Source organism: Aureimonas sp. Leaf324 (genome assembly GCF_001423245.1).
GTDB lineage: Bacteria > Pseudomonadota > Alphaproteobacteria > Rhizobiales > Rhizobiaceae > Aureimonas.
Genome location: NZ_LMOH01000012.1, coordinates 770115 through 794093, shown reverse-complemented (window position 1 = coordinate 794093; position 23979 = coordinate 770115). Strand labels below are relative to the sequence as shown.

The 23979-nt window shown below is 69.2% G+C and carries 26 protein-coding genes; 4 read left to right on the top strand and 22 right to left on the bottom strand.

Translation table 11 applies throughout. The features are described from left to right. The first annotated feature begins 15 nt into the window (after positions 1-15). Complete coding sequence (locus tag ASF65_RS11295) at positions 16-630, top strand: copper chaperone PCu(A)C (protein WP_156369253.1); 615 nt, start codon at positions 16-18, stop codon at positions 628-630. 177 nt (positions 631-807) lie between these two features. Here the strand turns inward: ASF65_RS11295 and ASF65_RS11290 are convergent, their stop codons facing one another. The 7 genes from ASF65_RS11290 to ASF65_RS11260 form a co-directional block, all read right to left on the bottom strand. Beyond that, a complete protein-coding gene (locus ASF65_RS11290) occupies positions 808-1425 on the bottom strand; it encodes an isoprenylcysteine carboxylmethyltransferase family protein (RefSeq protein WP_055888905.1) in 618 nt (205 codons plus the stop codon). A 167-nt stretch (positions 1426-1592) separates the two neighbouring features. After that, complete coding sequence (locus ASF65_RS11285) at positions 1593-2246, bottom strand: thioredoxin domain-containing protein (protein WP_055888903.1); 654 nt, start codon at positions 2244-2246, stop codon at positions 1593-1595. Beyond that, positions 2243-2713, bottom strand: a complete 471-nt coding sequence (locus ASF65_RS11280; protein ID WP_055888901.1) for a disulfide bond formation protein B — start codon at positions 2711-2713, stop codon at positions 2243-2245. Before ASF65_RS11280 ends, ASF65_RS11285 begins: the two co-directional genes overlap by 4 nt. Next, the gene (locus tag ASF65_RS11275; protein ID WP_082505411.1) at positions 2694-3389 is read right to left on the bottom strand and encodes an SCO family protein; all 696 of its coding nucleotides are present in this window, start codon (positions 3387-3389) and stop codon (positions 2694-2696) included. Before ASF65_RS11275 ends, ASF65_RS11280 begins: the two co-directional genes overlap by 20 nt. After that, on the bottom strand, positions 3386-3880 hold the full coding sequence (locus tag ASF65_RS11270; RefSeq protein WP_055888899.1) for a copper chaperone PCu(A)C: 495 nt from the start codon (positions 3878-3880) through the stop codon (positions 3386-3388). The genes ASF65_RS11275 and ASF65_RS11270 overlap by 4 nt, the downstream gene beginning before the upstream one ends. Positions 3881-3905: 25 nt before the next feature. Then, a complete protein-coding gene (locus tag ASF65_RS11265) occupies positions 3906-4508 on the bottom strand; it encodes an isoprenylcysteine carboxylmethyltransferase family protein (protein ID WP_055888898.1) in 603 nt (200 codons plus the stop codon). After that, a complete protein-coding gene (locus tag ASF65_RS11260) occupies positions 4505-6697 on the bottom strand; it encodes a heavy metal translocating P-type ATPase (protein WP_055888896.1) in 2193 nt (730 codons plus the stop codon). Before ASF65_RS11260 ends, ASF65_RS11265 begins: the two co-directional genes overlap by 4 nt. Before the next feature lie 68 nt (positions 6698-6765). On the opposite strand from ASF65_RS11260, the gene ASF65_RS11255 reads away from it, so the two are divergent. Both ASF65_RS11255 and ASF65_RS11250 read left to right on the top strand, forming a co-directional pair. Then, complete coding sequence (locus tag ASF65_RS11255) at positions 6766-7188, top strand: helix-turn-helix domain-containing protein (RefSeq protein ID WP_055888894.1); 423 nt, start codon at positions 6766-6768, stop codon at positions 7186-7188. Between the two features lie 145 nt (positions 7189-7333). After that, on the top strand, positions 7334-8350 hold the full coding sequence (locus ASF65_RS11250; protein WP_055888892.1) for a murein L,D-transpeptidase family protein: 1017 nt from the start codon (positions 7334-7336) through the stop codon (positions 8348-8350). Between the two features lie 64 nt (positions 8351-8414). On the opposite strand, the gene mntR is transcribed toward ASF65_RS11250, so the two are convergent. Then, positions 8415-8843, bottom strand: a complete 429-nt coding sequence (mntR, locus tag ASF65_RS11245) for a manganese-binding transcriptional regulator MntR (protein ID WP_055888890.1) — start codon at positions 8841-8843, stop codon at positions 8415-8417. 119 nt (positions 8844-8962) lie between these two features. Between mntR and ASF65_RS11240 the strand changes: the two genes are divergently transcribed. Continuing rightward, a complete protein-coding gene (locus tag ASF65_RS11240) occupies positions 8963-10318 on the top strand; it encodes an Nramp family divalent metal transporter (RefSeq protein WP_055888887.1) in 1356 nt (451 codons plus the stop codon). A 239-nt stretch (positions 10319-10557) separates the two neighbouring features. Here ASF65_RS11240 and ASF65_RS11235 read toward each other — a convergent pair whose 3' ends face one another. The 14 genes from ASF65_RS11235 to ASF65_RS11170 all read right to left on the bottom strand — a co-directional run bounded on the left by ASF65_RS11235 (position 10558) and on the right by ASF65_RS11170 (position 23739). Continuing rightward, the gene (locus ASF65_RS11235) at positions 10558-11172 is read right to left on the bottom strand and encodes a hypothetical protein (protein WP_055888886.1); all 615 of its coding nucleotides are present in this window, start codon (positions 11170-11172) and stop codon (positions 10558-10560) included. A gap of 47 nt (positions 11173-11219) precedes the next feature. Then, positions 11220-12284 carry a maleylacetate reductase gene (locus tag ASF65_RS11230; protein ID WP_055889153.1) on the bottom strand — a complete coding sequence of 355 codons (1065 nt, stop codon included), beginning with the start codon at positions 12282-12284 and terminating at the stop codon, positions 11220-11222. Next, positions 12277-13212: an intradiol ring-cleavage dioxygenase gene (locus ASF65_RS11225; protein ID WP_055888884.1), complete on the bottom strand. Its 936-nt coding sequence runs from the start codon at positions 13210-13212 to the stop codon at positions 12277-12279. Before ASF65_RS11225 ends, ASF65_RS11230 begins: the two co-directional genes overlap by 8 nt. A 73-nt stretch (positions 13213-13285) precedes the next feature. After that, on the bottom strand, positions 13286-14269 hold the full coding sequence (locus ASF65_RS11220) for a zinc-binding dehydrogenase (protein ID WP_055888882.1): 984 nt from the start codon (positions 14267-14269) through the stop codon (positions 13286-13288). A 23-nt stretch (positions 14270-14292) separates the two neighbouring features. Beyond that, the gene (locus tag ASF65_RS11215) at positions 14293-15294 is read right to left on the bottom strand and encodes a Gfo/Idh/MocA family oxidoreductase (protein ID WP_055888880.1); all 1002 of its coding nucleotides are present in this window, start codon (positions 15292-15294) and stop codon (positions 14293-14295) included. Positions 15295-15305: 11 nt separating this feature from the next. After that, positions 15306-15590, bottom strand: a complete 285-nt coding sequence (locus tag ASF65_RS11210) for a YciI family protein (RefSeq protein WP_055888877.1) — start codon at positions 15588-15590, stop codon at positions 15306-15308. Between the two features lie 30 nt (positions 15591-15620). Further along, a complete protein-coding gene (locus ASF65_RS11205; protein WP_055888875.1) occupies positions 15621-16394 on the bottom strand; it encodes an SDR family NAD(P)-dependent oxidoreductase in 774 nt (257 codons plus the stop codon). Further along, a complete protein-coding gene (locus tag ASF65_RS11200; RefSeq protein WP_055888873.1) occupies positions 16391-17473 on the bottom strand; it encodes a 2,3-butanediol dehydrogenase in 1083 nt (360 codons plus the stop codon). The genes ASF65_RS11205 and ASF65_RS11200 overlap by 4 nt, the downstream gene beginning before the upstream one ends. A gap of 14 nt (positions 17474-17487) precedes the next feature. Then, entirely contained in the window at positions 17488-18255 is a 768-nt protein-coding gene (locus ASF65_RS11195; RefSeq protein WP_055888871.1) for an SDR family oxidoreductase, read from the bottom strand. A 65-nt stretch (positions 18256-18320) separates the two neighbouring features. After that, positions 18321-19109, bottom strand: coding sequence for a glucose 1-dehydrogenase (locus ASF65_RS11190; protein ID WP_055888869.1), 789 nt, complete (start codon positions 19107-19109; stop codon positions 18321-18323). 14 nt (positions 19110-19123) lie between these two features. Continuing rightward, complete coding sequence (locus ASF65_RS11185) at positions 19124-20104, bottom strand: ABC transporter permease (protein WP_082505408.1); 981 nt, start codon at positions 20102-20104, stop codon at positions 19124-19126. Next, positions 20101-21060: an ABC transporter permease gene (locus tag ASF65_RS11180; RefSeq protein ID WP_055888867.1), complete on the bottom strand. Its 960-nt coding sequence runs from the start codon at positions 21058-21060 to the stop codon at positions 20101-20103. The genes ASF65_RS11185 and ASF65_RS11180 overlap by 4 nt, the downstream gene beginning before the upstream one ends. Positions 21061-21074: 14 nt before the next feature. After that, positions 21075-22565 (bottom strand): sugar ABC transporter ATP-binding protein, encoded by a 1491-nt coding sequence (locus ASF65_RS11175; protein WP_055888865.1) that lies wholly within the window; start codon positions 22563-22565, stop codon positions 21075-21077. Between the two features lie 64 nt (positions 22566-22629). Beyond that, positions 22630-23739, bottom strand: a complete 1110-nt coding sequence (locus ASF65_RS11170) for an ABC transporter substrate-binding protein (RefSeq protein WP_244486616.1) — start codon at positions 23737-23739, stop codon at positions 22630-22632. Between the last annotated feature and the right edge of the window lie 240 nt (positions 23740-23979).

Below are 23979 nucleotides of genomic sequence, written 5' to 3'. Positions count from 1 at the left end.
ACCGTCGCGGTCGCGGTGATCGCGAACGTGTTCGCGCCGCAAGGCCGTGACACCGGGAACGAACCGCTTTCGAACCGGAGCCGCATGATGGCAAATGCACGTACCTGGTTGGTCCCGTTGGTCTGGCTGTCGCTGGCGGGACTGCCGGCCACTGCCAGTTCCTTGGGTGCGTCGTCGTCCGCGCTGGTCGCGGAACTGGCGATCGTCGCGGCTCCCCCGAAAGGGGGCGACGGCGATCTGGAGGGGTATCTTGTCATCTGGAACGGCACCTCCGAGGAGGCACGCCTCGAAGCCGTCTTGAGCGGCGCCTTCAGTCATGTGCGCTTCGTCCAGCCATCGACGCGGTCCCGAGACGGGGTGGAGGAGGAGCGGTCTGCCGTGCCGATCCCAGGCCATGCCGAACTGGTGATGTTGCAACGGGGGATCCCCATGCACCTGACGCCAAGGGATCCGATCTCCATTGGGGATAGGGTGTCGCTCGATCTCGCCTTTCGTGACGGGACTGTGCAGACCCTGTCCGCGAGGGTCAAGGGGGATCGCGAGGCCGACGACATCCACCATCACGATCCTTCGAACCCGGAATGGCTGGGCAAGCTCGACGAAGCCGCGGCGCGAAGAACGGCGAACTGAGATCGGTCCCGCAGGCTCACAAGGCCACGGGTTCGACGTGCCTTACCCTCGCGTGCAGGCTCCTGCGGCACTCCCGGTCGCCCTCGGTGGCGGCGGTTTCGCCGATCGTCCTAGTCCACCGGACGCTGGCTCGAACCGCCGTGGCTTGACCTGCGGCGAAGAGGACTGAACCGAGCGTCAGGGGACGAGCAGCACCGTCCCGATCCAGCCGAACTCGCGGGCCTCCTCGAGGAGTTCGAAGGCCGGCCAAGCCAGCAGGAACAGGAGGCCGTCGGCCAGCGTCCTTGCGACGCGGTCGGGGCGCACCGCGATCACGGGCATGTCTCGCCAAGCCGAGAACCGGGGCCCGAAGCGCGGAACCCGCTGGCGATAGGCCTCGTAGGCAGAACCGAACTCCGCGGCCAGAAAGGCCTCCTCGCTTCGAATCACGACGCGGAAGATCGCGGCCACCGACACGGCGAGAACCAAGCCGATGGTCAGGCTGCCGGATTGGGCGCCGACGCCGAACATGGCGAGGTAGGTGAAGACGTACAGGGGGTTGCGGCTGACCGAGTAGGGGCCGAGTTCGACGATCTCGCGTGTCTTCCGCCCACCGATGTAGAGCGAGCACCACGCTCGCCCGAGGACCCCGGCGGCGATCGCGGCAAGGCCCAGCGTCTCGACCGCCTCCTCCAGGACGGAATGCTCCGCCCAAAGCGGCCCGATCGCCACGCAGAAGGCGAGAAGCCCGAGAGCGGACAGTCGCAGGACCTGCTTTCGGCGCTGCTGGACGAGGTCGATGTCGACGGGATTCATGAGGGCGGACCTCTAGCCAGTGATACCGTCGGACGTTGTCGGGTTCAAACGGGGCGGTTCCGAGACATGGAGGATTCAATCCGGCCATCAGTGCGATCGGCGGGCGGAAACGGCGGGTCGACGGCGAAGGCTGTTGTCGGGTCCGGGGTTCCGGACGGTGCCTACGCTCAACTGTCCGTCCGCGTTCTTTCGACCGCCGCCGCGATCGCCTCGTAGAGCGGCTGGGGTCCGAACTGCGCCGGCTCCTTGCCGTTGACGAAGAAGGTCGGGGTCTTCTGGATCCCGACGGCCTCGAGGTCCGCGACGTCCCCTTCGAGGACGGCGCTCACCTCCGGCGACACGGCGTCGAGACGGGCTCGGGCCATGTCGATGCCAGCCGTTCCCGCGATCTCCCAGGCCTTCGCGATGTCGGGCGCCCCGTGGATAGCCCATTCGGGCTGGCGTTCGAACAGGCGGTCGAGCACCGCCTCGAACATGTCCTGTCGCCGTGCCGCCTCCAGGATGCGCACGACTTCGTCCGAGCCTTCGTGGAGCGGCGTGTAGCGCAGGACCAGGCGCAGATCCTCGGGATACCGGGAAAGGATCTGCCCGAGGATCGGATGGAAGGCCCGGCAGGCCTCGCAGGACGGATCGAAGAACTCGACCAGCGTCACCGGCGCGTCGACGGGGCCGATGACCGGCGAATGGGGGCGAACGAGACGGTCGCCGTCCGTGGAGAGCGGCGCGATCACGGGACGGCCGGCGCGGTACCAGACCGCTCCTCCGCCGAAGGCGAGGAGGGCCGCGGCGGCAGTGGAGGCAACGAAAGTCCGGCGGTTCATGCCCGTTTCCTGTCGAAGCGGCGAACGAGGAGCAGGGTGATCGCGGCGAAGGCCGAGACGGAGAGGTAGGGGAGCGGCAGGCCGCCGAAGATCGTCATGTCGGCGCTCGCGCAGGACGGCCCCGCGCCGCAGGGCTCGATGGCCTCCGACACGATCCCGGCGTAGAGCAGCGCATGGAAGGCCGCGACCGCCAGGCCGGCGATCGCGAGAGGCAGCGCATAGACGCGCACGCCCCGGTCCCCCCGGAAAGCGGCGATCCCGAGCACGACGGCCAGGGGAAACATCGCGATGCGCTGGTACCAGCACAAGACGCAGGGCGCCTGCCCCATGACCTCGCCCACGAAGAGCGCGCCAAGCGTCGCGACGAGCGCAACGACCCAAGCGGCATAGAGGGGCGCCAGGTGCCGGGCCGGGGCGTCAGGGGCGACATCGGCCGGCTCCTCGAGGTCAACCGTTCGCGTCGACATCGGCGGCCTCCGTCGTGGTCCGGGCGGCCGACCTGACGATCCCGTCCTCGACGAGGCTCGCATCACCCCCATCGGAACCTTCGATGAGGCGGATCACCTTCGCAGCCCTGACCTTCATGTCTTCATGCATGTCCAGCGTGCCGGCGAAGCCGCCGTCGCGGTCGTAGAGATAGACGCCGGCGGAGTGGTCGATCGTGTAGTCGCCGCCCTGCGTCGGCCCCTTCTTCCGGTAGGCCTTGAAGGCTGCGAAGGCGCGGTCGACCTCCGCCACCGGGCCCGTCAGTCCGACGATTCTCGGGTCGAAGGACTGGAGATAGGCGTTGAGGACCTCCGGCGTGTCCCGTTCCGGATCGCCGCTGACGAGCACAACCTGGAGATCGTCGGAGCGAGGGCCGAGATCCGCGAGGAGCACCGAGAGTTCGCCGAGTGTCGTCGGGCAGATGTCGGGGCAGTTCGTGAAGCCGAAGAACACGGCGACGGGCTTGCCGCGAAAATCGGACCATCGCCTCGGCTTGCCGTCCTCGTCGATCAGCGCGAACTCGCCCCCGATGTCGGGCGACGAAATGACGGCGGACCGTTGTTCGGTTGGCGGGAGGCTCCAGGCGACGCCGACGAGTATGCCCGCCGCCGCGGCGACCGCGCCCCAGAGCCACAGGCGGACGGTGCGAAGGCTCACGGCTGGTGCCCCTCGTGCGAGAAGGAAGGGGTGGCCACGCCGAAGCCCTCCACCGTGAAGCGGACCGGCACGGTGCCGGCGCGCTCGAACACGAGGGTGCCGTCGAACGACTGCCCCTTCACGATCGGTGCCTTGAGGTCGAGCAGCATGAAGTGGGCTCCGCCGGAGGCGAGCTTCACGGTCGCGCCGGGCTCCAGCCCGATCCCGTCCTCGACGCGGCGCATGCGCGCGACCCCGTCTTCCACGGTGGAGGCGTGGATCTCGAACCGTGCGGCGACGGTGGCCGAACCGCCGATCAATCGGTCGGCCTCGGTCCCGTCGTTGCGGATCGAGACGTATCCGACGCCGACGCTCGCCCTGGGTGGAGACGGCCGCGACGAGGGATGGTCGATCGTGAGGTCGCCGGCCTTGAACTCGTGCGCCGCGGCGGGGCCGAGGAGGGCGACACCGACGGTGACGGCGGCGAGCTGCGCCGCCCATGCAAGTTTCATCGGTTCATCCTTTTTCCGAGCGTCGTCAGATCCAGCGCCGGACGGCGCATCGATATGCGGTGTAGGCGGGGCCGAACGAGCGTTCGAGAAAACGCTCCTCGTCCCGCACCTGGATCTCGCAGGCGATCCAGAAGGCGAGCGCGCAGGTAATGACAGTCGGGGAGGGCACGGCGACCGCAAGGCCCGCCGCCATCGCCAGCATTCCGAGGAACACGGGGTTGCGGCTGAGGCCAAATAAACCCGTCGTGACCAAGGCATCGGGCGCCTCGGCGGGGATGCCGACCCGCCAGCGTCGGCCCATCCCGCTTCGGGCCGCGACCGTCAGGACCTGCCCCGCGACGGCCAGCGCCAGCCCGGCCAAGCGGATGGCGCTGGCCTCGCCCGCCAGCGGTGCGAACGCGGCCGACGCGCTTTCCGCAGCATGGAGCGCGAGGGCCGCGAGGCCGCCGACGACGGCCGCGGCGAACAGGACACGCGCCAGCCTCTGACTCAGGCTCCTGCCGAAGCCGTAGGCCCGCCCCGCGATCTCCCGGGACGTCCGGCGGGTGGCGAGCGCGAGCCACGCCGCGGTGACGGCGAGGACGACCGCCGGGCCGAAGCGGAGGAGATCGTCGACGGCGGCGGTCATCGGGGCCGCCAGCCGAGGAGCCGCATGGCATTGGCCGTCACGAGGACGGTCGCGCCCGTATCGGCGAGGATCGCCGGCCAGAGGCCCGTGATGCCGAGGACGGTGGTCACGAGGAACACCGCCTTCAGGCCGAGCGCGATCGCGATGTTCGTCCGGATGTTGCCCATGGTCGCCTTCGAGAGGGCGATCATGTCCGGCACGTCCCGCACCCGCCCGTGCAGCGCCGCCGCGTCCGCCGTCTCCAGCGCCACGTCGGTGCCGCCGCCCATGGCGATCCCGATGTCGGCGGCGGCCAGCGCCGGGGCGTCGTTGATGCCGTCGCCGACCTTGGCGACCGTGAAGCCTTCGGCCTGGAGCTCGCGCACGATGCGCTGCTTGTCCTGCGGCAGGAGCTCTGCCCGCGCCTCGATGCCGAGGCCCGCGGCGACCGCCTCGGCCGTCGTGCGGTTGTCGCCCGTCAGCATCACGGTGCGGATGCCGTCCGCCTTCAGGGCGGCCAGCGCCTCGCGTGCGTCCGGCCGGGCTTCGTCGCGCATGGCGATGTAGCCTGCGACCCCGTCGCGCGCGAGCACGACCGATACGGTCTTGCCTTCGGCATTCAGCGCGGCGATCGCGGCCGTCTGCTTGTCCTCGAGGGGAGCACGGCGGCCCGCGGCCAAGGGCGAGCCGAGGAACACCGCCTCGCCGCCGACCTGGCCCTCGACGCCCTCACCGGGGATGGCGTTGGCGTCGAAGGCGGGCGGTACGGGCGCCTTTTCCACTTTGGCCTTCTCGAGGATGGCGAGCGCCAGCGGATGGCTCGACCCCGTCTCCAGCGCGGCCGCAAGCGACAGGACGTCCCGCGCCGGTCGCCCGACCGCGACGACGTCGGTCACGACGGGCTTGCCGGCGGTCAGCGTCCCCGTCTTGTCGAAGGCCACGGCCATGATCCTGCCGAGCGTCTCCAGCACCACGCCGCCTTTCATCAGGAGGCCGCGGCGGGCGCCCGCCGACAGGCCGGCCGCGATCGCGGCGGGCGTCGAGATGACGAGCGCGCAGGGGCAACCGATCAGGAGGATCGCGAGACCCTTGTAGATCCACTCGTTCCAGTCCGCCCCGACGGCCAGAGGCGGCACGACGGCGACGAGGAAGCCGACCACGAGCACGGCGGGCGTGTAGACCCTGGAGAAGCGGTCGATGAAGCGTTCGGTCGGCGACTTCGATTCCTGCGCTTCTTCCACCAGACGCACGACGCGGGCGATCGTGTTGTCGGCGGCCGCGGCGGTGACGCGGACACGAAGGACCGAGCCTGCGTTGACCGTGCCGGCAAAGACGGGGTCGCCGACCGCCTTGCGCTTGGGCACGCTCTCGCCCGTTACCGGCGCCTCGTCGATATCGCCCGATCCTTCGACGATCGAGCCGTCGGCCGGGATGCGGTCGCCGGGGCGCACGAGGATGGTGGCGCCGACCGCGAGGCTTTCCGCCGGCACCTCGGTCGTCCGGCCGTCCCTCTCGAGCAGCGCCGTCTTGGGTACGAGGTTGGTAAGGCCCTGGATGCTCGCCCGGGCGCGGCTCGCCGCCAGCCCCTCCAGCATCTCGCCGACCAGAAACAGGAGGACGACGGCCGCCGCCTCCTCCTCGGCGCCGATGAAGACGGCGCCGATGGCGGCGATCGTCATCAGCGTCTCGATCGAGAACGGGGTGCCGAACCGGGCGGCCGCGACCGCGCGCCAGGCCACGGGGACGAGCCCGACGGCGAGCGCCGCGAGGAACGCCGGACGCTCCAACGCGGGCGCGAGGTGGCCGAGGACGTAGGCTGCGAGCAGCGCCGCGCCGCAGGCCGCCGTCACCCGAGCCTTTTTCGTCCGCCACCAGGGCAGGCCCGTTTCCGCAGGGTCGTCATGCGTATGGCCCGCGTGGTCGCTTCCGACGGGCGCGGGATGATCGTGGTCGCGATGGGCGTGCCGTTCGGCCGGAGTGGCCGCCCCGTTCGCCGCCTCGGCGCCGTAGCCGAGGTTCCGGACCTGCCGCGTCACGGCCGCCGCGTCGAAGCCCGCGCCATGGCGGACCTTCACCGCCCCCGACGTCACCGAGACGGTGACGTCCTCCACGCCCGGCAGCCGTCGGATCGCCGTCTCGACCTTGTTGCCACAGGCCGCGCAGTCCATGCCCGTGACCCTGAAGCGGCTCTCGTCCGCCACCGTGCTCATGGCGCTCTCCTTGCTTGCGTCTCGGGAAAAGCGTAGTTCCTCCAGTGGCTAGAGGAGCAAGCGGAAAAATGACGGGCGGCGTTCCGATCGGCGAGGCATCGCGGGCGAGCGGCATCAAGGTGCCGACGATCCGCTACTACGAGCAGATCGGCCTCCTGGCCGCCCCGCCGCGCACGGAGGGCAACCGCCGCCTCTATGACGCGGGCGACCTCCGGCGTCTTCGCTTCATCCGCCATGCCCGCGAGCTCGGCTTCGAGATCGGGCCGATCCGCGAACTGCTGGCGCTGGCCGGGGAGCCGGACCATCCCTGCGAGAGCGCCGACCGGATCGCGGCCGCGCATCTCGCCGACATCGACCACAAGATCGCCCGGCTGACAGCGCTGCGGGCCGAGGTCGCCCGCATGACCGACTGCTGCAACCATTCCGTCGCCGAGTGCCGGGTGATCGAGGTGCTCGGCGATCACGGCGCGTGCCTGCACGAGACGCATTGAGGACCGGCCGTCCCGGTCGCCTCACTTCCGCCGGATCGAGCCCTCTCTTGGCGGTCGGGACGCTTGCGGCCTCCAGGTCATTCCCGCGACAGCCCGACCGTCGATGATGCACGGGAGACCTGCCACGACCAGCCCTTGGAACGAAATGCCCCCTCCTGCCCGACACCGCGCCCGCACCGCCACGCGCCGAGCTGCGCTGGCGGTCGCCCTTCTCGGTCTCGCGTCGGCGGGCGGCTGCATGTCGATGTCGGACGAGACCTACAAGGACCTCGTGCCGACGGCCTATGCCGAGACGAAGGCCCGGCCGCAGGGGTCGATCCTCATTCGCATCTTCAAGGAGGAGAGCGAGCTCGAGGTCTGGAAGCTGGGCGCGGACGGGCGCTACGCCCTGCACAAGACGCATCCGCTCTGCCGCTGGTCGGGCAAGCTCGGTCCCAAGACGACGAACGGCGACCGCCAGGCACCCGAGGGGTTCTACCGGGTCACGCGGTCGTTGATGAACCCGAACTCGAAGTACCATCGCTCCTTCAACCTCGGTTACCCGAACCCGCTGGAGACGTCGCTCGGCTACACCGGCGACTCGCTGATGGTGCACGGCGCCTGCTCGTCGTCGGGATGCTTCGCCATGACCGACGAGGGCGTCGACGAGGTGTATGCCGACGCGGAGAAGGCGTTCTCGATCGGCCAGGGCGACTTCCAGGTCCAGTCCTTCCCGTTCCGGATGACGGCCGCGCAGATGGCGCGCCACAGGAGCGACCCGAACATCGCCTTCTGGCGCAACCTCAAGCTCGGCTACGACATCTTCGACGTGACGCGGAAGGAGCCCGACGTGGCGGCCTGCGGGGGCCGTTACGTGTTCGATTCCCGCCGCAAGGACGGCCGGCCGCTCGATCCGGCCGCGGCCTGCCCGCCGCTCGAGGCGCGCGTCTCGCCCGAGGTGGCCGCCAGGCGCGAGCGTGACGACAGACTGCTCCAGTCGCTGTTGTCGGAAGGGCGTGCGGGCATGCCGATGGCCTATGTCGACGGGGGCATGCACCCGCAGTTCCGCGACATGCTGAAGCGGCTGGGCACCAAGGAACTCGCGGTGAAGACGTCGATGACCGCCGTTGAGGTAAGCCGGCCGGACGCCCTGGTGGACGACCCCGCCGACGCCGAGCGCTGAGGGGAGATGGACCTCGTTGCGCGGTCCCCGCCACGGGCCGACGTGACGTCCCCTCGCTCCGTCGTCAGCGCGACAGGAAGCTGCGGAACGCCTCCAGGGTGTCCTTGCCGACATGGTGCTCGATCCCCTCGGCGTCCATCTCGGCCGCGTCCGGCGCGACGCCGACGGCGATCAGGAAGTCGACGACCAGCCGGTGGCGTTCCCTGACCCGCTCGGCAAGCGCCTTGCCCTCGCAGGTGAGGAAGATCGCACGATAGGGCTTCGATTCCACGAGGCCGTCGCGGGCTAGGCGCTGGATGGTGCGCGCCACGGTTCCGGGGGACACGCCGAAGCGTTCCGCGAGGTCGGTCGCCCGCGCTTCCCCGAACTCGCCGATCAGGTCGTCGATCATCTCGACGTAGTCCTCCGACAGCTCGGATTGATTGGCCAGACGCACGCGCGCGAACCGCGCGGCGATGGGGGCCGTCCGGGGTCCGTCTCGCTCAGCCGTCATCTGGTGTTCCCGCCCATGGCGCGACGGTAGCAGGATGCCAGCGTGCGCACAAAGTTTGTCACTGGACAAACCCTGTGTCGTGGAACAAATCTATGCGGGTCGGGGCAAGGCACGGAACGATGACCGGTTCGAACGAACGCGCGGACGATGCGGGCTGGCGGCGGGACCGCGGTGACGGGTCGCTTCTCGATGTTCACCGCACCGTGCGCGTCGACCGGAACGCCCCGCCCTGGCGCAAGGCGGCGGCTTTCCTCGGGCCCGGTTATCTCGTCGCCGTCGGCTACATGGACCCCGGCAACTGGGCGACGTCGATCGCCGGCGGCTCCGCCTTCGGCTACACGTTGCTCTTCGTCGCCCTCCTGTCCAACATCATGGCGATCGTGCTGCAGTCGCTCTGTGCGCGTCTTGCGATCGCGTCGGGCCGCGATCTCGCGCAGGCGTGCCGCGACGCCTATCCCGGCTATGTCGCGCTGCCGCTCTGGTTCCTCGCCGAGATCGCCATCGTCGCCACCGACATCGCCGAGGTGATCGGCACGGCCATCGGCCTCAACCTCCTGTTCGGGATCCCGCTCGAGATCGGCGTCCTCATCACCGCCATCGACGTGTTCCTGATCCTCTGGCTCCAGAAGCTCGGCTTCCGCTGGGTCGAGGCGCTGATCGTGACGCTTCTGGGGGTCATCGCGGTGTGCTTCGCCGTCCAGATCGCGATGGTCGACCCGAACTGGGGGGACGTGATCCGGGGCTTCGCGCCGACCACCGAGATCGTCTCGAACCCCGAGATGCTGTACCTCGCGCTGGGCATCCTCGGCGCGACCGTGATGCCGCACAACCTCTACCTTCATTCGGGGATCGTCCAGACACGCGACTACGGCACGACGCTGCCGGAAAAGCGCCAGGCGCTGCGTTTTGCGACCATCGATTCCACCGTCGCGCTGTGCTTCGCCCTCCTCGTGAATGCGTCGATCCTGATCCTTTCGGCCGCAGCCTTCCATGCATCCGGGCGCACGGGGATCGCCGAACTCGGGGAGGCGCACAGCCTGCTCGCGCCGATCCTCGGCGCCGCCGTCGCCCCGACCCTCTTCGGCATCGCCCTCCTGTGCTGCGGCATCAACTCGACCGTCACCGCCACGCTCGCCGGGCAGATCGTGATGGAAGGGTTTCTCGACATCCGGCTGGCGCCCTGGCTGCGGCGCCTCGTCACGCGGATCATCGCCATCGTGCCCGCCGCGTCGGTGACGATCTGGTTCGGCGACAGCGGGACGGCGCGGCTCCTGATCCTCACACAGGTCGTCCTCAGCCTCCAGCTCTCGTTCGCGGTGTTCCCGCTGGTCATGTTCACCATGGACCGTGGCAAGATGGGCGACCTCGTCACACCGCGCTGGCTGTCGGCTCTCGCTGTATTGATCGCGGTGGCCATCGCGCTCCTGAACGTGAAGCTGCTCTTCGACTTCGTCCTGGGGGCGCGGTCGCACTAACCCGGCGTCGCTCAGCCGCGAGCCCTCAAGGCCTTATCGCGTCTCCCGCCACGGAACCGACGCCATTTCCCGATCGCGCTTGGAGGGAAGAAGGGCGGACAGCGCGGTCGCGGCGAAAGGAGGGACGCCGACGTGCTCTCGCCGGTCGGTTCGGACGCGGACGGGGCGGCCCCCGTCGGCATCATGGTGCGCATGCAGCTTGCCGCACTCGCGCCCGTCCTTCCGGCCTCCTGTTAGCCTCACTTGCATACGGGATGGCGGTGTTGCGAACGCGGATCGCGGCCCAAAAGCACGCCGCCCGGATGGGACGGCAGCGGGAAGATCGAAGGACTGTCGAGGAACCGGCCAACAGGGAGATCGTCGATCCAAAGCTCGCCGAAGACATGTATCGCGGCACGTTCGAGGTGCCAGGCGGTTCTGTCCAACTGGTCCGGCACGGTCACGTCGTCCGATAGAGGCCACTCCCTGAGAAGAACGGGAAGCCCGGGATTTTCCAGCCGCGATCGACGGCGATGGGAACGGGAGCCAGATCGCCGACGCCCAATGTCCATCCGTCGACGACCGCGGCGATGCCCGGCGTGCGGGCGGTCGCTCGCGTCTTCCTCCGACACGAGGAGGCAGGCGACGCCGAAGGCCGGAACGATGGCGACTAGGGTGTCGTCACGGCGTTCGACGAGCCGCACGCGATCGGTGCCGATGGTCGAAGGGCGGAGGGTCTTGGCCTCGTGCCGCAGGGACACGCCCGACAGATCCTGTCGCCTCGCATGATCGGCCTCGTTGAGGGTGGCGAGGCGCCAGGAGGTGCCGACCCGTGCGATCGAGGACCCGGTCGGTCCGTCGTCCCCAACGCGCAAGCCTCCTGAACCAGGCGTTGGCCGGCGCGCGGTCCGGTATGACGATCTCAATCCGCCGACGGTCGTCGTCCGGCGAAGGCGTCGGCGACGAGCGTCCGCAGCGCGGCGCGATCGAGGGGGGCCGGGTTCCAGTAGGGGTTCGCGAGCACGAGGTCCGGCACCTCGTCGACCGCCTTCTCGGGAAGCTTGAAGGATGACAGCGCCATGGTCGCGCCGAGCCGTTCCGCCAGATCGAAGGTCGCGCCCGCCGGGTCGTCCGTTGCGAGTGCGCGCCGCAGCGCCTGCATCGCCTCCGGCGCGGCGCCGGCATTGTAGGCGATCGCGTGGGGCAGGACCGCCGTATGCGTCTCGGCATGCGGCAGGTTGTAGGTGCCGCCGAGCGTGTGGCAGATCTTGTGGTGAAGGGCCATGCCGACGCTGCCGAGACAGACGCCGCAGAGCCAGGCTCCGAACAGGGCGTCCGACCGGGCCTCGCGATCGTCCGGGCGCTCGTGGATGACGGGCAGCGCCCTGGCCAGGCTTGCGACCGCGCGCTCGGCCATCATCGAGATGATTGGGTTCGCCTCGCGGGCATAGAGTGCTTCGACCGCGTGGGCGATGGCGTTCATGCCGCTGGTGACGGACATCAAGACCGGCAGCGTCAGCGTGAGGTCGACGTCGTAGATGACGACCTCGGGCAAGATGCGCGGATCGGACTTCGTGACCTTCCGGCCGTTCTCGGTCTCACCGAGGATGGGCGTCATCTCGGAGCCGGCATAGGTCGTGGGGGCCACGATCTGCGGCAGGTCGGTGCGCAGCGCGATGGCCTTGGCGAGCCCGGTGGTGGAACCGCCGCCGACGGCCACCAGCCCGTCGATGCGCTCGGCCGTGACGACCTCCATGGCCCTTGCGGTGACGTCGGTCGGGGTGTGCATCCGGGCCCCGGCAAAGACGCCGGCCGCCCGCTCTCCGATGCGCCCGGCAATGCGGCGCGCGTCGGCCTCCTGCTCGGGCGTCGCGACAACGAGCACGCGCGACAGGCCGAGGCGCTCGACCTCTTCCGGCAGGCGCGCGAGCGTACCGGAGCCGAAGATCACGCGGGCCGGGTGGGCGTTGTAGACGAAATCACGCATCGCGGTCGCCCTTGCCGGCATCGTCCGGCGTTTCCTCGGACCGGGCCAGCACGAAGGTCCAGTCCACCGCCGTGAAGGGGTTGGGGAAGCCGAGTTCGGCGGCCTTGGCCGCGTCGTCGATCGTCTGGAAGTCGGCGATGAGGTCGGCCTTCACGCCGAACACCGCGTCGGTGTGCAGATACGGGCAGTCCGGCGTGAAGAGGTGGGTCGTCACCTCCTCGAAGCCCGGCGCACCCACGATGAAGTGGATATGGGCGGGACGATAGGGGTGGCGGCCGAGCGCTCCCAGCAATTGGCCGACCGGGCCGTCGGCCGGGATCGGGTAGAAGCGCGGCTTGACCGAGCGGAACCAGAACGCGCCGTCGGGGCCCGAGGTGAAGATGCCGCGCAGGTTGAAGTCCGGCTGCACACCCTGCTGCTGCACGTCGTAGAAGCCCTCGTCGTTGGCCTGCCAGACGTCGAGCGTCGCGCCGGCGATCGGACGCCCGTCCGTGTCGACGACCCGCCCGGTCACCAGCAGTTTCTCGCCCTTGCCGTCGAGGCAGATGTCCTGGCCGTTCTCGTAGTGCGGGGCGTTGGAGACGTGGAAGGGCCCGAGCACCGTCGTCTCGGTGGCGCCGCGCGGCTTGCGGTTGTCGATCGCGTCGACCAGCATCGAGACGCCGAGGATGTCGGACAGGAGGATCCATTCCTGCCGCCAGTCGCTCGTGATGTGCCCGGTGGCGGTGAGAAACTCGATCACCCGCATCCATTCGGCGTTCGACGGCTCCACCTCCTTCACGAAGGCATGGAGGTGGCGCACCGCGCTGTCCATCACGGTCTTCAGCCGCTCGTCCCGGGCATCCCGGTTGCGCGCGATGACGACCTCGGCGGAGTTCTCTTCCGTGAAGTAGCCGTCGCCGGCGGTCGGATCGGTTGCGTCGGTCATCGCGTCTCCTTCGACTGGACCGCCGGCCGGGCCGGACGGTCTCCGTGTCGTCATCAGGCTTCGTGGGGGGAGGTCAGGCCGCCAGCAGCGTGACCTTGATGCAGGCCTGCGGGTCGGCGCCGAGGCGGAAGGCCTCGACGGCTTCCGTCAGCGCGAACTCGTGCGTCTGGATCGGCGACAGGTCGAGCCCGGTGCGCTCCAGGAAGCGGATCGCGGCCGGCCAGACGCCGGGCGAGCCGATGCACCCTTTCACCTCGAGGTTTTTCATCTGGATCAGGCCGAGGTTCACCGACACCTTGCGCCCGATGTTGATGCCGACCATCGAGACGCGGCCTTCCTCGCGCGCGAACTCAAAGGTCGCTGCGAGCGAGGCGTCGTGGCCGGCCGCCTCGATGACGAGATCGGCACCCCGGCCGCCGGTCAGTTGCATCACGCGCTCGACCGCGCCGCCGTCCGACGGGTCGATCGCCTGGTCGGCGCCGAGGGCGAGTGCCACCTCGCGGCGCTTTGCGATCGGGTCGACCACGATGACCCGCGCGCCCATGCCGATCGCCGCCGCCGCCGAGACGAGGCCGATCGTGCCGCCGCCCGAGACCACCACGGTCTCGCTGGCATTGGTGCCGCCCGCACGCTGAACCGCGTAGAAGCCGCAGGTGAAGGGTTCGATCAGCGACGCCTTCTTGTCGTCGACGGCGTCGGGCAGCTTGTGCAGCCATTCCGGGTTGACGTTGAAGTATTCCCGGTCGGCGCCGCTGAGCGAGAAGCCGAAGTGGTGGAGCCGTTCGGGCGTGCGCACCACGCATTCACCCACCACCCGATCGCCGACCGCAAAGCCCTTCACGTCGCGGCCGACCTCGACGATCTCGCCGGCCCATTCGTGGCCGGGCGTCACCGGATAGGAGATCGGAATGATGTAGCGGCCGGCGAGGAGCTCGTAGTCGGAATGGCAGATGCCGACGGCGCGCGTCCTCACCAGGACCTCGGTCGGGGCGATCCGCGGCATCTCCACCTCGGCGACGACGGGCTTCTCGGGGGCTTCGAAGATCAGGGCTTTCATGGCGTGTCTCTCCCGGGACGCGGCTAGTGGACGGCTTCGACGGCGCCATTTTCCGCCGAGCGGACGATGGCTTCCAGAAGCGCGATATTGGCGATCATCTCCTCGCCGGTGATCGGATAGGGCGCCTCGCCCCGGACCGCGCGGGCAAAAGCGCGCAGGTTGTCGCGCACCGGCTCGGCGGCGCCGACTTCGGCGACCGTGATCGGCGTCCCCGTCGAGGCGCGCGTGACGATCCAGCCGCTCGGCGCCTCGACATGGGTCTTGTCGCGCACCTCGATCCAGCCCTTGGTGCCGAACACGGCAAAGCGCGAGACGAAGGGCGTGGCGAGCGTCGCCGAGACGTAGGCCGAGCCGCCGCCCCGGAAGCGCACATGGGCGCTCATCGTGTCGCCCTGCGGGATGCTGGACGCGAGGTTCTCGCAGGACACGCGGACGTCGGACGCCGGGCCCATCAGCTTCACGGCGAGGTCGGTCAGGTGGATGCCGGTCGCCGTCATGCCGCCGGCCGGCGCCTGGTCCGCCTTCAGCCGCCAGTTCTCGGCCGGCAGGGACAGGAACTTGTCGTGGCTGAAATTGGCTTCGATCTGCAGGATGCGGCCGAGACCGTCCTCGCGCGCGAGATCGAGGATCTCGGCGATCGGCGGCTCGAAGCGGCGCTCGTGTCCCATGCCGAGCACGAGGCCGGCGTCGTGACAGAGCCGCACGGCCTTTTCCGCGCCCGCCTTGGTGAGCGCCAGCGGCTTCTCGCAGAAGACATGCCTGCCGGCCGCGACGCTGGCCTCGATCTGCGCCTCGTGCAGGGCGTGCGGGGTCGCGAGGATCACGGCTTCGACCTCGGGATCGGCGAGCGCGGTCTCGAGATCGGCCGAGAAGGCCATGCCGTATTGCGCGGCGAACTCGGCGGCCTCCGGTGCGGGGTCGACCGCGCGCACGAGCTTCAGTCCTGCGTCGCCCCCCGACATCAGGTGGGTCATCTTGCGGCCCCACCAGCCGAGGCCGACGATCGCTGTCTTGACGGGTTCCATCGCGGTGGCTCCTAGCGGTTGTCGACGCGCTTCAGGAACGGGTGGATCTCCACCTTTTCCCAGATGCCGGCCCGATTGAACGGATCGGCGGCGTTGAAGGCGAGGACCTCGTCCTTGGTGTCGGCTTCGAGGAGGAAGAGCGAGCCGATCATGGTCTCGTTGTCGTCGGCCACGAGCGGGCCGGAAATCACGCTTCTGACGGAGGCGGACGCGAGATAGGCCTTGTGCGCGTCGTAGTGCGCAAGCCGGTCCTGGACGGCGTTCGGCCGGTCGAGGCAATGGACGATGAAGTGCATGGCAGGGGTCCGTTTGCGACTGGTGAGGGGTTAGGCGGCCGAGTAGCCGCCGTCGACCATGAGAAGTTGCGCGGTGATGCCGCTCGACGCGTCCGACAGGAGGAATCCGACGGTGGCGGCGATCTCGTCGGGCGACACGAGGCGGCCGATCGGCTGGTCGTCCATCCAGCGCGCCATGACGTCGGGCTGCGAGATGCCGACCTCGGCCAGCATCACCGTATCGGTGTAGCCGGGGCCGATGGCGTTGACGCGCACCCCGCGCCGCGCCCATTCGACGCCGAGGACTCGCGCCATGTGGGCGACACCGGCCTTCGACACGTCGTAGCCGACGTGAAGTTCGGGGCGCACGGCCTTGACGCCCGCAATCGACGAGGTGGCGACGACCGCCCCGCGGCCCCGCTCCAGCATCCCGGCGGCAAAGGCGCGGATGGTCCAGAAGACGCCGTCGAGATTGACGCCCATGACGCGGCGCCAGTCGTCGTCGGTATGCTCGGCGCCCGGCCGCTCGTAGGCCATGCCGGCATTGGCGAAGAGCCCGTCGACCGCGCCGTGGCGCGAGAGGATCTCGTCGCGGGCGGCGTTCACCGAGGCGGGGTCGGCGACGTCGAATGCGATCCAGTCGGCGGAAAGGCCTTCGGCCGAAAGCGCGTCCGCGACGCCACGCACGCTCTCGTCGCGATCGGCCGCGACGACCCTGGCGCCTAGCGTCGCCAGGTGCCGGCAGGTGGTGCGTCCGATGCCGCCGGCCGCACCGGTGACGACGATCGAGCGCCCGTCGAGGCGGAAGCGGTCGGTGGCGCTCACGCGCCGCTCCCCATCGCGACGAGGATCTTCATGTTGCGGCCGGTCGGATCGAGCAGCGCCTCGAAGCCCTTGTCGACGACCTCCTCGGGGCGGATCGTCGCGGTGACGATGCGCTCGACCGGGAAGCGACCGGAGGCGATCATCGTGGCGACGCGCGGCCAGATCGTCGTCGGATAGCACCAGGTGGCTTCGAGGGTGATGTCCTTCAGCGCCCATAGCATGGCGTCGATCGCCGCGCGCTTGGTGTGGAGGCCGACCTGGACCACGGTGCCGCGACGGCGCACCGCCTCGGCGCAGAGGTTGAGCGAGGCTTCGGCGCCGACGCATTCCAGCGCGACGTCGACGCCGACGCCGTCCTCGGTCGCCGCGCGGATGGTCGCGAGGATGTCGTCGCCCGCGGTCGGATCGAAGACGACGGCCTCCGGCACGAGCTCCTTTGCCAGCGCGCGGCGGTTCGGATTGGTCTCGGAGACGAAGATGGTCGCCGCGCCCGCCGCCTTCACGGCCAGAAGCGTCAGGGCCCCGATCGGTCCGATGCCCGAGACGAGGACGCTCGATCCGGCCTCCACGCCGCCCCGATCGACGCCGTAGAGCGCCACCGCGGCCGGCTCGATCATCGCCGCCTGCACGTCGGTGATCGTGTCGGGGACTTTAAACACGTTGTAGCCGTTGAGAACGGCGCGCTCGCCAAGGCCGCCCCAGTCCCAGGACAGGCCGACGCAGGCCATCTTCTCGCTGAGGTGATAGAGCCCACGGCGGCCGTAGTAGTCGTCGCGCGGCGAGATCAGCGGCTGGATCGACACCCGGTCGCCGGGCGCGACGTGGGTGACGTCGGCGCCGACCGCCAGGACGCGCGCCGAGAACTCGTGGCCGAGGATCTGCGGCAGCGTCGCACCGGAATAGACATGCGGCTCGACCGGCGTGACGATCGGCCCGGCGACGTATTCGTGCAGGTCGGTCCCGCAGATGCCGCAGACCAGCGGCTCGACCAGCACCTGGTCGGGCTTCAGGTCTTCGGAGGGCGGGGCGACGTCTTCGAGGCGGATGTCGCGCCGGGCGTGGTAGCGGATGGCCTTCATCGCTCGTCTCCCCCTTACTGTGCGGTGTAGCCGCCGTCGCAGACGAGGCTCGCGCCCGTCACGAAGCGGGATTCGTCTGAGGCGAGGAAGAGCACGCAGTTCGCGATGTCGACGGGCTCGGCCAGCGGCAGGACGTGCTTGGCGGACATCATCTCGAGGTAATGATCGAGCCCGCCCGGATAGGTCTCCCCGGCCTTCATGAAGAGCGGCGTCTTGGTGGAGCCCGGATGCACCGCGTTGACGCGGATGCCGTGCTGGCCGTAGCAGATCGCGTCCGTCTTGGTCATCGCGAGCACCGCGCCCTTGGTGGCGTGGTAGGGCGGCAGGTCGTCGTTGCCGATGAGGCCGTAGATCGACGAGAAGTTGACGATCGAGCCGCGCTTCTTCTCCATCATCGCGCGCACGGCGTGCTTGGTGCAGAGGAAGACGCCGCGCACGTTGACGGCGAAGATGCGGTCCCAGTCCTCGACCGCGACCTCGTGCGCCAGCTTGTTGACGCCGGTGATGGCCGCGTTGTTGACCAGGACGTCGAGCGTGCCCCACTGCGAGACGACGGCGCCGACCGCACTCTCGACGTCGCTCTCCTTCGAGACGTCGCAGCGATGGAACTCGGCGTCGGCACCCGTCCGGCGGATCGCCTCCACCGTCTCGCGCCCGGCATCCTCGACCACGTCGAACACGGCGACGCGTGCGCCTTCTTCGGCGAAGCGATGGCACGTCGCCTCGCCGATGCCGGTGCCGCCGCCGGTGACGATCGCCACCTTTCCTTCGAGCCGTGCCATGATGTCCTCCCGTTCGATTGCGTCTGTATCGTGTTGGCTCCTGTGGAGCCGGACCCGTTCCGGGGTCAGGTGAGAACCATGCCGCCGTCGATCATCACCGTCTGGCCGGTCATGGCGTCGGAGGCGGGGGAGGCGAGGAACGCCGTGGTCCCCACGATGTCGGCGGGCGTCGAGGGCCGGCCGATGAGAATGGACTGCGAGAATTCGTTGATCGCCTGCGAGGGCGTCTCGGTCAGGCCGTGGTCCATGAACTCGCGGTCGAGCTGCTGCCAGAGTTCGGTCGCCACGACGCCCGGCGCGAAGGCGTTGACCGTAATGCGGTGCTCGGCGAGCGCGCGGGCGGCGGCCTGCGTGAGCGCGACCACGGCGAACTTCGAGGCGCAGTAATGGGCAAAGAGCGGGTAGCCCTGCTTGCCCGCGATCGAGGCGGTGTTGACGATCTTGCCGCCGCCGCCCTGGCGGATCATCTGCCGGGCGGCTTCCTGCGTGCCGATCAGGACGCCGCGCCCGTTCACCGCCATGATGCGGTCGAAGTCGGCCTCGCTCACCTCCATGAAGGGGCAGGTCTGGCTGATGCCGGCGTTGTTGAAGAGGACGTCGAGCCGGCCGAACTCGGCGACAGTCCGCTCCACCATGGCGCGCACGCTGTCGCGCCGCGAGACGTCGACGTCGATCCCGATCGCGGTGCCGCCGTCGCGGCGGATGGTGTCCGCGACCGCCCCGGCGCGCGCGCCGTCGAGATCGGCCACCGCGACCCTGGCGCCCTTGGCGGCGAGATCGTGGGCGATGGCCTCGCCGATGCCGCGCCCGGCTCCGGTGACGATGACGCTGCGGCCGTCGAGTGCGTGTGTCATGTCCGTTGCTCCGCTCAGCGTCCGCGCTTCACGTAGAAGCTGGCGGCCACGATGATGACGACGCCCTTCAGGATGATCTGCATCTGCACGGGCAGGCCGAGCATCACGACGAGATTGGAGATGGCGACGAGGATGGCTGCACCCGTCAGGGCTCCGGCGACCGTTCCCTTGCCGCCCGAAAGCGCGATGCCGCCGACCACGGCCGCCACGATCGAGTCGAGTTCGAAGCCGCGGCCGACGAAGTTGTCGACGACCCCGACGAAGCCGGCGAGCACCAGTCCCGCTATGGCCGCGCAGGCACCGCTGACGACATAGGCGAGGAGGGTGACGAGGTCGGCGCGGATGCCGACGAGATGGGCGGTGACGGGATTGCCGCCGGTGATGAAGACGCGCCGGCCGAAGGCGCTGCGGTGGAGCGCGGCGGCCGCGAGGATCGCCACCGCAACGAGGAAGACGATGTTGTAGGGGATGCCGTTGAAGGTGCCGGCGCCGATCGTGCGGAAGAGGGGCGGCACGTTCCCCGACGGGGCGCCCTGCGTCCACGCCGTGCGCGCGCCTTGCAGCACGATCATCGTGGCGAGCGTCGCCAGGAACGGCGACACGCGGCGGCGCGTCACGAGAAGGCCGTTGACGAGGCCGACCGCCATGCCGATCGCGATTGCGGTGGCGAAGACGAAGGGCACGTCGGCGTTGACGCCGTTGAAGGCGGTGGCGGTGACGGCGGCCGTCGCCATGACCGAAGCGACCGACAGGTCGAGGCCGCGCACCAGGATCACGAAGGTCTGGCCGATCACCACGATGCCGAGCGGGGCGAACTGCAGCAGCATGTTCGAGACGTTGGCACCCGACAGGAAGCCCGGAGCCGCCAACCCGCCGACCGCGAGGACGAGAAGCAGGAAGATCAGGATGCCATAGCGCGACAGGTGCTGACGGAAGGGTGCGGGCGCGAGGGCCGCGTCGAGCGGCTTCACCAGGGTGGTCCGTGCCTCGCTCATGCCAGTCCCCGCTGCTTTTCCACGTAGACCGACACGGCCAGGATGATGACGAGACCCTGCACAACGAGCTGGTAGTGGCTCGAGATGTCGAGGAAGTTCAGCATGTTGTTGAGAAGCGAGACGAGGTAGACGCCGAGCAGCGTGCCGATCACGCCGCCGCGCCCGCCCGTCAGCATGGTGCCGCCGACCACGACCGGCGTGATCGAGGCGAGCGTGTAGTTGGCACCGGTGTAGGGCTGGCCGGCGCTGAAGCGGCTGACGAGGTAGATCGCGGTGAGGGCGGCGAAGAAGCCCGAGGCCGCATAGACGCCGACGAGGATGCGACGGCGCGGCAGGCCCATCAGGTCGGCCGCGTGCGCATCGTCGCCCACGGCATAGATGCGTCGGCCCGTGCGGGTGTTGTTCAGGAAGAACGACACGAGAAGGAACAGCGCAAGCGCGATCGTCGCGCCGATCGACAGGCCACCGGCGAAGGTGCCGTAGGCGAAAACGTCGAACTCCAGCGGCACCCCGCCGACCGGGCCGAGACCGTAGAGAAGGGCGATGCCCTGCACGATCGCGCCCGTGCCGAGCGTGACGATCAGTGGATGGACGCCGGTCGCGACGATCAGACCGCCGTTCAGGGCGCCGATCAACGTGCCGAGGGCGAGCACGCCGGCCAGCACCGGCACGACCATTTCGGCACGCCCGTCGATGAGGCCGGAGGTCAGCATCGACAGGAGGCTCACCACCGAGCCGACCGACAGGTCGATGCCGCCGGTCAGCACCGTCAGCGTCTGGCCGAGGCTGACGAGCGCCAGGCCCGTCGACTGCTCGTAGACGTTGAGGATATTGCCCGTTGTGGCGAACCGGTCGGAGACGAAGGCGCCGACGGCAAACAGGGCGACGAGGAGCGCGAGGACGACGAGAAGGCCGGTTCGGCTTCCGGTCAGGGCGCGCGACAGGGCGGTGGACATGCGTTCTGCCTCCTTCAGCCGGCCATGCGGCGCGTGGCGAGTTCGACCACGGCTTCCTCGGTGATTTCGCCGGGCCCGAGTTCGCCTGTGACGACGCCCTCGCGCATGACGACGACGCGCTCCGACATGCCGACGATCTCGGGCAGTTCCGACGAGATCATCAGGATCGCGACGCCGCGGTCGGCGAGCTCCTGCATGATGCGGTAGATCTCGGTCTTGGCGCCCACATCGACGCCGCGCGTCGGCTCATCGAGGATCAGGAGGCGGGTCGAGGTGCGCGCCCAGCGGGCGACGATCACCTTCTGCTGGTTGCCGCCCGACATCACCGCAACCGGCGTCTCGGGACCACGGCAGGCGATGCGGAAGGAGGCGATGGCCTCGTCGGCCACCGCGCCCTCGCGGCGCCGGTCGAAGAGGCCGGCCCGCGTAAATTCGGGCAGCGTCGACGCCGACACGTTGGCGGCGACGTCGAGGAGCATGGCGAGGCCCTGGCCCTTGCGGTCCTCGGTCACGAGGCCGATCCCGAGCTCGATCGCGCGGCGCGGCGAGCCGATGTCGACCGGCCTGCCGTCCACGAGAACCTCGCCGCCGGTCTTCTTCAGGGCGCCGAACAGGGCGAGCGCGAGTTCCGAGCGCCCGGCGCCGACCATGCCGGCAAGTCCGGTGATCTCGCCCGCCCGCAGTGCGATCGAGGCGCCGCGAACGCGTCCGGGCACGTCGATGTTGCGCGCCTCGACGACGACGGGACCGGGCGTTTTCGGCCCGCGGCGCTTCGGGAACAGTTCGGCGAGGTTGCGACCGACCATGAGCGCGATGAGCTGGTCGCGCGTCACCTCGCCGATCGGCCGGCTGGCGACGAAGCCGCCGTCCTTCAGGACGGTCACGCGGTCGCAGAGGGCGAAGATCTCCTCCAGCCGATGCGAGATGTAGACGATGGCGACGCCGGCATCGCGCAGGCGGCGCAGGCGCTCGAACAGGACGTCCACCTCGCGGCCGGAGATGACGGCGGTCGGCTCGTCGAGGATCAGAAGCTTGACGTCGTGGATCAGCGCCTTGGCGATCTCCACCATCTGCTGGTCGGCGACCGACAGATCGCGGACGCGGCTGCGCGGATCGATGTCGATGCCGAACCGCTCCAGCAGTGCCTTGGCGTCGGCGCGGGTACGCCGGTGGTCGATGAGGCCGAGCCGGTTGCGGCGCTCGTGGCCGATGAAGATGTTCTCCGCGACGCTGAGATGCGGGAAGAGCACGAACTCCTGGTAGATCACGTGGACGCCGTGCCGCTTGGCGTCGCCCGGCCCCTTCCAGACGGTCGGCTGTCCGTCGAAGGTGATCGTGCCGGCATCGGGCTGGTGGACGCCCGCGATCACGCGCGTCAGCGTCGACTTGCCCGCGCCGTTCTCGCCGACCAGCGCATGGATCTCGCCCGATCGCGCTTCGAAGTCGACATCGTTGAGGGCGCGCACGCCCGGAAAGCCCTTGGCGATACCCTTGAGCATCAGCATGGCCGGTCTCCCGCGACAGACTGGGGGATGGGCGGCCGGGCCGGAGCCGGGCCGCCGTTCGACATCAGCGGGGGTAGTCGACGCTGTAGGTCGTCGGGTTGTAGTCCGGGCCCATGCCGCCGGTGACCAGCATGTCGGCTGGGCCGTTCGGGACCACCACCTCCGAGATCGGCAGGTCGCGGCGGATCGATGCGGTCTCGTCACCGTCCGTGGTCGCGATCTGCGAGTTGATCTCGTAGGTGCAGGGCACGGTCTGCCCGTCGAGCACCTTCAGCGCGACGTCGATGCCCACGCCCCCCATGGCGGGCGGGTAGCCGACCTCGAGCATCGGCACCTTGTGCTGGAGCGCGAGCTGCAGCGGGCCGTTGACGTCGGACGTCGTGTGCGGCGGGATCTCGCCGTCCTTCCAGCCCGCCTCGATGAAGGCCTCGATCGAACCCGGCGTCTGCAGGCCGTGCGCCGACCAGACGGCGTTGATCTGCTTCCCGTACTTGGAGATCGCGGCCTGCATGACCTGCTTGCCCTTCACCGGGCTCCAGTCGGAATAGACCGTGTCGAGGATCTTGATGCCGGGATGCTGGTTGAACACCTGCATGGCGGCGCGGGTGCGGATCTCGTTGGGGCTGGAGCCTGCCTGGCCGGCCAGCATGATGACGTTGCCCTGGCCGTTCAGCTTCTCGACGATCCACTGGGCGAAGAGGCGGCCCATCATCGTGTCGGAGGCCGTCACGAACGAGATGAAGTTGTCGGAGGCGATGCGCCGGTCGACCATGACCACCGGGATGCCGCGCTGCATCGCCCGGCTGATCGCGGGATCAAGCGCCTGCTCGGTGTTGGCGCTGACGAGGAGAAGGTCGACCTGGCGCGAGATCAGGTCCTGAATGTCGGCGACCTGCTTGGCGTCGTCGTGGCCGGCATCGGTGATGATCAGCTGCTTGATCTTGTCCTTGTGCTCGGCCGCCGCCTTCATCACCGAATGCTGCATCACGACGCGCCAGCTGTCGCCGAGGCCCGCATTGGAGAAGCCGATGATGTAGGGACCGTCCTTCTTGTACTGGGACGTGTCCTTGAAGCAGATGTCCTGCGCCGGATTGAACAGGAACGTGCGCGGCGCGCCCTCGTAGGGCCCCGCATGGGCCGAGCAGATGCCGGCCATGGCGGCGACGGCACTCAAGAGATATCGCCTGAAACCCGTTATCATATGCAGCTCCTCCCAAAGCGACGGAATGTCTGGAAGGCGCGCAAGTGTTCGCTCCTGCGAGTGCTGTTATCGCACCGCAAGATATTCGACGAACAAAGCTGTAGTCCTCCCACGGGCCTTCGTTCGACCCTGACGCCACGTTAATGATTGAGCCGTGCCAAGAACAAACCTCGATTTGTCCAAAATGGATATCGTTCGTCTCAACAGCGCCCG